The 10984-nt window shown below is 70.1% G+C and carries 10 protein-coding genes; all 10 read right to left on the bottom strand.

Going from position 1 to position 10984, the window contains the following annotated elements:
* Positions 1 to 446: 446 nt before the first annotated feature.
* A complete protein-coding gene (locus tag ACIQFY_RS07960) occupies positions 447 to 1217 on the bottom strand; it encodes a fumarylacetoacetate hydrolase family protein (protein WP_066654901.1) in 771 nt (256 codons plus the stop codon).
* A gap of 24 nt (positions 1218 to 1241) precedes the next feature.
* Positions 1242 to 2366: a branched-chain amino acid aminotransferase gene (locus ACIQFY_RS07955; RefSeq protein WP_400339213.1), complete on the bottom strand. Its 1125-nt coding sequence runs from the start codon at positions 2364 to 2366 to the stop codon at positions 1242 to 1244.
* Between the two features lie 14 nt (positions 2367 to 2380).
* Positions 2381 to 3448: a 3-isopropylmalate dehydrogenase gene (locus tag ACIQFY_RS07950; RefSeq protein WP_400339210.1), complete on the bottom strand. Its 1068-nt coding sequence runs from the start codon at positions 3446 to 3448 to the stop codon at positions 2381 to 2383.
* A gap of 11 nt (positions 3449 to 3459) precedes the next feature.
* Entirely contained in the window at positions 3460 to 5049 is a 1590-nt protein-coding gene (serA, locus tag ACIQFY_RS07945) for a phosphoglycerate dehydrogenase (protein WP_251155579.1), read from the bottom strand.
* Between the two features lie 163 nt (positions 5050 to 5212).
* Entirely contained in the window at positions 5213 to 5593 is a 381-nt protein-coding gene (locus tag ACIQFY_RS07940; protein WP_251155578.1) for a hypothetical protein, read from the bottom strand.
* On the bottom strand, positions 5590 to 6030 hold the full coding sequence (locus ACIQFY_RS07935; RefSeq protein ID WP_066654915.1) for a hypothetical protein: 441 nt from the start codon (positions 6028 to 6030) through the stop codon (positions 5590 to 5592). Before ACIQFY_RS07935 ends, ACIQFY_RS07940 begins: the two co-directional genes overlap by 4 nt.
* A 50-nt stretch (positions 6031 to 6080) precedes the next feature.
* Positions 6081 to 7271, bottom strand: coding sequence for a mannitol-1-phosphate 5-dehydrogenase (locus ACIQFY_RS07930; RefSeq protein ID WP_066654917.1), 1191 nt, complete (start codon positions 7269 to 7271; stop codon positions 6081 to 6083).
* A gap of 240 nt (positions 7272 to 7511) precedes the next feature.
* On the bottom strand, positions 7512 to 8537 hold the full coding sequence (gene ilvC, locus ACIQFY_RS07925; protein ID WP_066654919.1) for a ketol-acid reductoisomerase: 1026 nt from the start codon (positions 8535 to 8537) through the stop codon (positions 7512 to 7514).
* A 96-nt stretch (positions 8538 to 8633) separates the two neighbouring features.
* Positions 8634 to 9134 carry an acetolactate synthase small subunit gene (ilvN, locus tag ACIQFY_RS07920; protein ID WP_066654921.1) on the bottom strand — a complete coding sequence of 167 codons (501 nt, stop codon included), beginning with the start codon at positions 9132 to 9134 and terminating at the stop codon, positions 8634 to 8636.
* Positions 9131 to 10951: an acetolactate synthase large subunit gene (locus ACIQFY_RS07915; protein ID WP_066654924.1), complete on the bottom strand. Its 1821-nt coding sequence runs from the start codon at positions 10949 to 10951 to the stop codon at positions 9131 to 9133. The genes ilvN and ACIQFY_RS07915 overlap by 4 nt, the downstream gene beginning before the upstream one ends.
* Positions 10952 to 10984 lie beyond the last annotated feature (33 nt).

Below are 10984 nucleotides of genomic sequence, written 5' to 3'. Positions count from 1 at the left end.
GAAAGCGCCGAACCGAGTTGATTCTGACTGTTGACTGTCTACTGACAATCTTCAATCCAAAAGGAATTGTCTCCGACGACCACAACCAAAGCTGCAATCGCACGGGGTCAAAATAATTGGCATTGACAATGTGCACGCTGTTGAGTTCTCAAGGACCAGACGCACCCCCCACTCAGCACCACCACAGTGGAACCTCATCAGAGGGGCTGGAAGTTCGTTGCCGGGGAAGAACCGTGGCGGACAAGATCCCCAGGTGAACCCGGTGACCGTCTCGGCCGTTCCGTTCTCCGCCTCAGCGGCAACGAGTGATTACTCTACGCACGGCCCGACCACACCACCAACACCACCCACATCCCGGGCGTGTCGCCCTGTCGGCACCTCGTGGCCCCGGTACGGCGAACGGCCCGCTCCCCTGTGGGAACGGGCCGTTCGGGTGTCGCGAGCACTCAGTGGCGAGCGATGACCGGGTTCTTCAGCGAGCCGATCCCCTCGATGAGGACCTCCACCACCTCACCGTCGCGGATGGCCCCTACCCCGGCCGGGGTACCGGTGAGGATGACGTCGCCGGGCAGGAGGGTCCAGATCGACGACACGAACTCGACCAGGGACGGGATGTCGTGCACCATCTCGCTGGTCGACGCCGCCTGGCGCAGCTCGCCGTCCACGCGGGTCTCGAGTCGGATGTCCGACGGGTCGATCTCGGTCTCGATGACCGGACCGAGCGGACAGAAGGTGTCGAAGCCCTTGGCTCGCGTCCACTGTCCGTCGCGGGCCTGCAGGTCGCGCGCAGTCACGTCGTTCGCGATCGTGTACCCGAGCACGACGCTCGCGAAGTCCTCGCGCCGGACGTTCTTGGCGAGCGAGCCGATCACGATGGCGAGCTCGCCCTCGTGGTCGACACGGCCGACCTCGGCCGGCAGACGGATGGGGTCGTCCGGACCGATGACCGCGGTGTTCGGCTTGAGGAAGACCACGGGGTCGTCCCCCGAACGCTCGTCCATCTCCGACGCGTGCTCGGCGTAGTTCAGGCCGACGCCGATCACCTTCGACCGAGGGATCACCGGTGCGAGGAGCTTGGCGTCGGCGAGCGGCACCCGCTCCCCCGTCGTCTCGAACCCCTGGTACATCGGGTCCCCCGCAAGGACGACCAGGTCACGCTCGTCGAGGATGCCGTACCGCGGGTCTTCACCCGTGCTGCTGAACCGTGCGATCTTCACTGTTCGACCCTACCGATCCGCGGCTCAGGCCGGGTCCGTCAGGCGCGTCATCCACCCGTGGGGGTCGGGACGACGGCCGTACTGGATGTCGGTCAGCTCCTGGCGGAGCGACATCGTCAGCTCGCCGGCACCGACGGTGGGCGACCCGATCGTGAAGCCCTCGCCGCGGAGCTCCGCGATCGGCGTGACCACCGCGGCCGTCCCGCAGGCGAACGCCTCGGTGATCGAGCCGTCGGCCACCCCGTCCCGCCACTCGTCGAGCGTCACCCGACGACGCTCCACCCGGAGCCCGCGGTCCTCGGCGAGCTGCAGGATCGAGTCGCGGGTGATGCCCTCGAGGATCGACTCCGAGTCCGGCGTGACGAGCGTGCCGTCCGACCGCACGAGCACGACGTTCATGCCGCCGAGCTCCTCGAGGTACCGGCCCTCCTCGGAGTCGAGGAACATCACCTGCTGGCAGCCCTGCTCGTAGGCCTCCTGCTGCGGGAGCAGGGACGCGGCGTAGTTCCCGCCGGTCTTCGCAGCCCCGGTCCCGCCACGTGCGGCACGGGCGTACCTCGTCGACAGCCAGATGCTCACGGGCTTCGGTCCGGACGTGAAGTACGCCCCGGCCGGGCTGGCGATGCAGTGGTACGCGACCTCCTGCGCGGCACGGACCCCGAGGAAGGACTCGGTCGCGATCATGAACGGACGCAGGTACAGGCTGGTCTCCGGCGCCGACGGCACCCAGTCCACGTCGGCGCGGACGAGCTGCCGGACCGACTCGACGAAGACCTCGAGCGGCAGCTCCGGGAGCGCGAGCCGACGGGCCGAGCGCTGGAAGCGGCGCGCGTTCGCGTCCGGCCGGAAGGACCACACCGACCCGTCCGCGTGGCGGTAGGCCTTCATGCCCTCGAAGATCTCCTGCGCGTAGTGGAACACGCTGGCGCTGGGGTCGAGGGTCAGCGGTCCGTACGGGTGGATCGATGCGCTGTGCCAGCCGGCTTCGAGCGACCACGCGACGGTGGCCATGTGGTCGGTGAAGTACTTGCCGAAGCCCGGGTCGGCGAGGATCTCCTCGCGCTCGGCCGCGGCCCGACGCTCGGGCGACGGCGTGTTCGCGAACTCGAGGGCGAAGTCGCCGTCGGTCTCGGTGTCGGTGCTGCTCATCGGGGTGACTCCTGTCAGGCGGTGGTGGTGCGTGCTGCGACCGCGGCGGCGATGGCGTCGCCGACCTCGGCCGTGCTGCGCGGCGTGGTGCCCCGGCTCGCGAGGTCGTCCTCGACCGCCTGTGTCACGGCCGCCGCCAGGTCTGCACGACCGAGGTGGTCGAGCAGCAGGGCGACGGACAGGACGGCGGCGGTCGGGTCGGCGACCTGCTGGCCTGCGATGTCCGGCGCGGAACCGTGGACCGGCTCGAACATGCTGGGGAAGGTGCCGTCCGGGTTGATGTTCCCCGAGGCCGCCAGACCGATGCCGCCGCTGATCGCGCCGGCCAGGTCGGTGATGATGTCCCCGAACAGGTTGTCGGTGACGATGACGTCGAACCGCCCGGGCTCGCGGACCATGTGGATCGTCACCGCGTCGACGTGCTGGTAGTCGACGGTCACGTCCGGGTGCTCCTCGGCGACCGCCGCGACCGTCCGCTGCCAGAGGGAACCCGCGTGCACGAGCACGTTGCTCTTGTGCACGAGGGTCAGGTGCTTCCGCGGGCGGCGGGAGGCGAGGTCGAAGGCGTACCGGACGACGCGCTCGACACCGTGTGCCGTGTTGAGGGACACCTCGGTGGCGATCTCGTGCGGCGTGCCGACGCGGATCGCGCCGCCGTTGCCGACGTACGGGCCCTCGGTGCCCTCGCGCACGACGACGAAGTCGACCGCGCCCGGGTCGGCGAGCGGGCTCGCGACCGAGGAGTACACCGTCGTGGGGCGGAGGTTGACGTAGTGGTCGAACGCGAAGCGCAGCTTCAGCAGGAGTCCACGCTCGATGATCCCGCCCGCGAGTCGCGGGTCGCGCGGGTCACCGCCGACGGCGCCGAGCAGGATCGCGTCGTGCTCGGCGATGGCGGACATGTCGTCGTCGGTGAGGATGTCGCCCGTCTCGAGGTACCGGGCGGCACCGAGCGAGAAGGCGGTCTCCTGCACGTCGAGGTCGTCCGGCAGCACCGCGTGCAGGACCTTCAGCGCTTCGTCCACCACCTCGGGCCCGATGCCGTCGCCGCGGACGACCGCCAGCTTGACCGTCTGTGCCATGTCCCGGACCCCTACAGCGTGATGTCGATCTCGCGGAGCGAGGTCGCGTCGATGGTGGAGCGCACGTGCTCGAGGATCTCCGCGGGCACCGGCGAGTCGACCGTCAGGACGCTCAGCGCCTGCCCGCCGGCGGCCTCGCGTGAGATCTGCATCGCGGCGATGTTGATGCCGGCGTCGCCGAACTCCTTGCCGTAGACCGCGACGATGCCGGGGCGGTCGGTGTAGACCATCACGACGTGGTGCGCGTCGAGGGCGACCTCGACGTCGTGGCCGTTGATCTCCACGAGCTTCTCGACCTGCTTGGCACCGGTCAGCGTGCCGGACACGCTGATCGCGGGCCCGTCGGACTGGGCACCGCGGATGGTGAGGACGTTGCGGTACTCCGGGCTGTCGGCGTCGGTGATGAGCCGGACGCTCACGCCGCGCTGCTCCGCGATGAGCGGGGCGTTGACGTACGAGACCTGGTCGCTGACGACGTCGGTGAAGACGCCCTTGAGGGCTGCGAGCTTCAGCACGCTGACGTCGTACTGCGCGAGCTCGCCGTGCACCTCGACGTCGATGCTCGTCACCGGCGAGGTGGCCAGGCCGGTGAAGACCTGACCGAGCTTCTCCATGAGCGGGATCCCCGGGCGGACGTACGGGTCGATGACGCCGCCGGCGACGTTGACCGCGTCCGGCACGAGTTCGCCGCCGAGCGCGAGGCGCACGGACTTCGCGACGGAGACGCCGGCCTTCTCCTGGGCCTCGTCCGTCGAGGCGCCGAGGTGCGGCGTGACGACGACGTTCGGCAGCGCGAGCAGCGGCGAGTCCTTCGGCGGCTCGGACACGAAGACGTCGAGGCCGGCACCGGCGATCTCCCCGGACGTGAGCGCCCGGTGCAGGGCGTCCTCGTCGATCAGGCCGCCGCGGGCGACGTTCACGACGAACGCGGTCGGCTTCATGAGCGCGAACTGCTCGTCCGAGATCATGCCCACCGTCTCCGGCGTCTTCGGCATGTGGATCGTGGTGAAGTCCGCACGACGGAGGAGGTCCTCGAGCGACACCAGCTCGACCCCGAGCTGCTGGGCCCTGGCCGTCGTGACGTAGGGGTCGTACGCGATGACCGAGACGCCGAACGCCTGCAGGCGCTGCGTGATGAGCGCGCCGATGCGGCCGAGGCCGATGATGCCGACGGTCTTCTCGTAGAGCTCGACGCCCGTGTACGACGAACGCTTCCACGCGCCGGCGGCGAGCGACGCGTGGGCCGCGGGGATGTGGCGCGCGAGCGACAGGATGTGGCCGACCGTGAGCTCGGCGGCCGAGATGATGTTCGACGTCGGCGCGTTGACGACCATCACGCCGGCGGTGGTCGCCGCCTTGATGTCGACGTTGTCCAGGCCGACGCCCGCGCGGGCGACCACCTTGAGCTGCGGCGCCGCGGCGATGGCCTCGGCGTCGATCTTCGTGGCGGACCGCACCAGCACGGCGTGCGCGTCGGCGAGGGAGGACAGGAGCGCGGCACGGTCGGTACCGTCCACGTTCCGGATCTCGAAGTCGGGCCCGAGGGCGTCGACGGTGGCGGGCGAGAGTTCTTCGGCGATCAGGACGACCGGCTTCGGCACAGCTGCAGTTCCTCACACGAGACGGGCGGTATCCCACCATCGTATCGACGCGGGGACCCGGTTACGACCGCACCGTCGGTCCCCGACGGAACCACGCGCCGGTCCGGAGGCGCGGAGCCAGCGGGCACCGTGCCTCCCGTCCGTGGGACGGTCGCGACGTGCGTCAGAAGTCGAGCAGGCGCGGCACGAACAGCTGGAGGTCGAGCCAGAGCGCGCCCGCCGCCGCGAACGCGACGACGAAGACTCCGACCGTCACCGACAGCCGAGCCCGGCGCGTCGTCCAGAGGGCGACCAGGAACGCGACGGGCGCGATCGCGATGTCGAGGACGAGCCAGCCCCAGGGGGTGCTGCGCTGCAGCGACGAACCACCGGAGGTCGTCTCGAGGAACGTGTTGAACGCGCGAACCGACTGCGAGACGGTGACGAGGTTCCCGACACTCTGGACGGTCATGTAGGCGAACAGCGCGCCGAAGACCACCCAGACGACGATGCGGCCGACGAGCGGGGACGAGGTCCGGCGGGCTGCCGGTGTCGTGGCGGTCACCCGAAGCTCCTGGTCATGAGGAACGGCCAGGGGAAGAGCACGGCGGCTCCGAGCAGCATCCACAGCAGCCGCGTGCGGGTCCGACGACCACGACCGGCCCAGAGCACCACGGTGAACCACAGCGCGGGCGCGACGATCGACAGGAAGCGGAGGACCTCGACGAAGACGGTCAGCAGCGTGTCGACGTTCGCGACGTACGCGGTCGAGGCGGTGAGCAGCCACGCCACCGTGTAGAGCAGGTAGAGCCCGCCGAAGACCCCGAAGCCGACCAGGGCGCCGGAGGTCTCCGGGCGCTCCGGGTCGCGTCCGCCGTGGCCCTTCACCGTGACCGGGTTGTGGGCCGCGTCGACGTGGGTCGCGTCGTCCGCGTCGCCCCAGCTGAGGGCGTCGTCGTCGTGGTCGACCGAGCCGTCGGGCGGGGATGCTGCCGTGGTCATGGGGACGATTCTACGAGGGACCCGCGACGGCGGACACCACGAGGGACCGCTCAGACGTCGGCGGGCTGGGTCGCGAGGACCCCGGCGACGACGTCGCGCACCGCGGGGAACAGCGGGTGGCTCTCCACGAGCCCGGTCAGGATCTCGGTGAGTGCGTGCGCCGTCGCGCCGGAGCGGAGCAGGGCGTGCAGCTCGATCGACTCGGGGTCGTTCTCGTCGTCGAACGCCAGGGCGACCCGGACCGCTCCGAGCAGGTGCTCGACCGGGAGCCCGCGTTCGGCCAGCTGCGACGCCGGGCCGATGAAGCGCTCACGCCGTCCGAGCTTCCGCAGCGGGTTGCGCCCCACACGCGCCGTGGTGTCCGGCAGGAGCGGGTTCGCGATGCGGGTGAGGTTCGCAGCGACGTAGCGGGCGTGCTCGGCCGGGTCGAACCCGTGCTTGGCGACCAGCAGCGCGGTCGTCTCGGCGAGGACCCCGTCGACCTCGGCGCGGACCTCGCGGTCCTCGAGGGCCTCGCGGATGAGTCGGATCCCGCGGACGAAGCCGTGGTACGCCGCGGTCGCGTGGGCGGTGTTCACCGTGTAGAGCTTCCGCTCGACGAACGGCTGCAGGTCGTCGACCCAGGTGACGCCGTCGATCTGCGGCGGCTCGGCGTCGGACGGAGCGAAGGGGGTGCGCTCGATGACCCACTCGTAGAACGGCTCGAGCACGACGTCGAGACCACCGGACTGTCCGAGCACCCCGGACTGGTCCGGGACGATGCGGTCGATCGCGCAGTTCGCGAAGACCGCCGCGACGTGACGGTCCTCGAGGATCGGGGCGCGTCGGATGCTGGCGTGCAGCGAGTCCGTCGCGTTGAAGGCGTTCTCGCAGGCCACGACCGTGACGTCGCCGCGCTCGGGCGCCCGTGCCGCGAGGCCCTCGGCGATGACGGGGGCGACGAGCGGCAGCGTGCGTGCACCGACGGCGGTCGTGACGACGTCGGCCTCGGCGATCGCCTGGACGACGCGCTCACGGTCGGTCTTGCTGCTGAGTGCACGGAAGCCGTACACGAGGTGTTCGACGGGCTGCTCGCCGACCTCGTGGACCACGAAGCGGCCGGCGTCGTTGAGCGCGGAGACCACGCGGTCGTCCACGTCGACGAAGGTGAGCTCGTAACCGCTCGCGACCAGGAACTGACCCACGAACCCGCGCCCGATCTTGCCGGCGCCGATGTGGACCGCTCGCTTCGTCACCGCCATCCGATGATCCTCCCACGTCGGAGGACCCGGTCGTGACCACTCCTCGCGACGCCGCGGAGCGGCATCGGCAGCACTGCAGGACGGGTCACGGAAGCGGAGCGCCCGGGTACGGGGACGCCACGGGGGCGCCAGGTGCTGGCGCTGGAGCTGGAGGGGTACAGGTGCATGTCGTTCGGGTCACGTCGCGAGGCGGCGGTGCGAACGCACCGCCGCCTCGGGAGTCGGGTGGTCGACCGCAGACTACCGCGCGGCCGAGCCGTCCACGTAGTCGGCGTCGTTCGACTTCCACGCGAACAGCGCGCGGAGCTCGCGGCCGGTGGCCTCGATCGGGTGGCCCTCGCCCTTCGCGCGGAGCTCCTTGAACTCCGGCGCACCGGCGTCCTGGTCCTCGATGAAGCGCTTGGCGAAGGTGCCGTCCTGGATGTCGGAGAGCACGGCCTTCATGTTCTCCTTGACCTCGGGCGAGATCACGCGGGGGCCGGAGACGTAGTCACCGAACTCGGCGGTGTCGGAGATCGACCAGCGCTGCTTGGTGAGGCCGCCCTCCCAGATGAGGTCGACGATGAGCTTGAGCTCGTGCAGGACCTCGAAGTAGGCGATCTGCGGCTGGTAGCCCGCCTCGACCAGGGTCTCGAAGCCGTACTGGATGAGCTGCGACGTGCCACCGCAGAGGACGGCCTGCTCACCGAACAGGTCGGTCTCGGTCTCCTCGGTGAAGGTCGTCTTGATGCCGCCGGAACGCAGGCCGCCGATGGCCTTGGCGTACGACCAGGCGAGGTCCCAGGCGCTGCCGGAGGCGTCGACCTCGACCGCGACGATCACGGGCACGCCGCGGCCGGCCTCGTACTCGCGACGGACGGTGTGCCCCGGGCCCTTCGGCGCGACGAGCGCGACGTCGACGCCCTCGGGGGCCTCGATGTAGCCGTAGCGGATGTTGAAGCCGTGGCCGAAGACGAGCGTCGCGCCGTCCTTCAGGTTCGGCTCGATGTCCTCGGCGTAGACGATGCGCTGCACCTGGTCCGGCGCGAGGATCACGACGACGTCGGCGTTCTTCGTCGCCTCGGCCGGGGTGAGGACCTCGAAGCCCGCCTCGGTCGCCTTGTCGCGGCTCTTCGAGCCCTCCTGGAGGCCGATGACGACCTCGACGCCGGAGTCACGGAGGTTGAGCGCGTGGGCGTGGCCCTGCGAGCCGTAGCCGATGACGGCGACCTTCTTGCCCTGGATGAGCGTCAGGTCGGCGTCGGCGTCGTACACGATGTCAGTCACGAGGGTGTGTCTCCTTGGTTCTGGTGGCTTGTGGTGTGCGGACGGGAGGCGCGTGGCGGGACCGCCCCGCGCCTCCCGCCCGGAAGCGGGGTGTGCTCAGCGCACGCGGTCGGTGATGCTCTTCGGCCCACGGCCCATGCCGAGCAGACCGGCGCGGGCGAGTTCCTTGACGCCGTAGGGCTCGAGGACGCGGAGGATCGCCTGGATCTTGCCCGGGTCGCCGGTCACCTCGACGATGAGCGAGTCGGTCGCCACGTCGACGACCTGCGCGCGGAAGAGGTTCACGGCCTCGAGCACGGCCGAGCGGGTCTGGTTGTCGACGCGGACCTTCACGAGCATGTGCTCGCGCTGCACCGACTGCGAGAAGTCGAGCTCGACGATCTTGATGACGTTGACGAGCTTGTTGAGCTGCTTCGTCACCTGCTCCAGTGGCAGGTCCTCGACGTCGACGACGACCGTGATCCGGGACAGGCCCTCGACCTCGGTGCCGCCCACGGCGAGCGACTCGATGTTGAAGCCGCGCCGGGCGAACAGCCCCGCGACGCGCGTCAGCAGACCCGGCTTGTCCTCGACGAGGAGGGAGAGGACGTGGCTCATGCGGTTTCTCCCGTCATGTCGGCGTCCTCGTCGTCCCAGGTCGGGGCGAGGGCCTGGGCGTACTCGATGGACGAGTTGCTGACCCCCTGCGGGACCATGGGCCAGACCATCGAGTCGCGGCTGACCACGAAGTCGATCACCACGGGGCGGTCGTTCGTCTCGAGGGCGAGCTGGATGGCGGCGTCGACCTCGTCCGCCTTCTCGACGCGGATGCCGAGGGCACCGTAGGCGTCGGCGAGCTTCACGAAGTCCGGGACGCGGCGCGTGCCGTGACCGGTCTGCAGGTCGGTGAAGGAGTGTCGGCCGTCGTAGAACAGCGTCTGCCACTGCCGCACCATGCCGAGCGAGGAGTTGTTGATGACCGCGACCTTGATCGGGATGTCGTTGATGACGCAGGTCGCGAGCTCCTGGTTCGTCATCTGGAAGCAACCGTCGCCGTCGATCGCCCAGACCACGCGGTCCGGTTGAGCGACCTTCGCGCCCATCGCCGCGGGGACCGAGTAGCCCATGGTGCCGGCGCCACCCGAGTTCAGCCAGGCGTTCGGCCGCTCGTACCGGATGAACTGCGCGGACCACATCTGGTGCTGACCGACCCCGGAGGCGAACACGCCCTCGGGACCGGTGAGCTCACCGATGCGCTTGATGATCGCCTGCGGCGCGAGCAGTCCGTCGGTCGGCTCCGCGTACCCGAGCGGGAAGTCCTGCCGGAGCTGGTCGAGCTTCGCCCACCAGGCGCTCGTGTCCGCCCGGTCGGCGGAGACGTCCTCCCAGGCGTCGAGGAGGTCGACGAGGACCTCGCGGGCGTCGCCGACGATCGGCACGTCGGCGAAGCGGATCTTCGAGATCTCCGCGGGGTCGATGTCGACGTGCACGACCTTGGCGTGCGGCGCGAACTCGTCCGCCTTGCCCGTCACCCGGTCGTCGAAGCGCGCACCGAGGGCGACGATGAGGTCGCTCTCCTGCAGGCCGAGCACCGCGGGCACCGTGCCGTGCATGCCCGGCATGCCGAGGTGCTGCTGGTGCGAGTCCGGGAAGGCGCCACGGGCCATGAGGGTCGTGACGACCGGCGCACCGGTGGCCTCGGCGAAGCGCAGGAGCTCGGCCGACGCACCGGAGCGGACGACGCCGCCGCCGACGTACAGCACCGGACGCTCGGCCTCGGCCAGCAGCTGGGCCGCGGCCGTGATCTGCTTGCCGTGCGCCTTCGTGACCGGACGGTAGCCGGGCAGGTCGATCTTCGGCGGCCAGACGTACGGCGCCGACTTCTGCTGGGCGTCCTTCGTGATGTCGACGAGCACCGGGCCCGGACGACCCGTCGTGGCGATCTGGTGGGCCGCGGCGAGCGTCGCCGGCACGTCGGCCGGGTCGGTCACGAGGAACGAGTGCTTCGTGATCGGCATCGTGATGCCGACGATGTCGGCCTCCTGGAAGGCGTCGGTGCCCATCAGGGTCGAGAACACCTGCCCGGTGATCGCGATGAACGGCACCGAGTCCATGTAGGCGTCGGCGATCGCCGTGACGAGGTTCGTCGCACCGGGGCCGGACGTCGCGATGGCGACACCGACCTTGCCGGACGAGGAGGCGTACCCCTCGGCGGCGTGGCCGGCACCCTGCTCGTGGCGCACGAGGACGTGACGGATGGTCGTCGACGCCATGAGCTCGTCGTAGAACGGGATGATCGCGCCGCCGGGCAGACCGAAGACGTCGGTGATCCCGAGGTGCTCGAGCGTCCGCAGGACGGCTCCCGAGCCGGTCAGGATCTCGGGCGACCGCCGCGTACCGGCGGCCGCGGACAGCGGAGTGGCTTCCGTGGGCATGAGGTGGTCCTTGCCTGGAGGGATGGCGGTTCG

This window comes from Curtobacterium sp. NPDC092190 (assembly GCF_044755625.1).
In the GTDB taxonomy this organism is placed as follows: Bacteria; Actinomycetota; Actinomycetes; order Actinomycetales; family Microbacteriaceae; genus Curtobacterium.
Note: the sequence above shows the minus strand (reverse complement) of the source record. Positions and strands in the feature narration are given on the sequence as shown.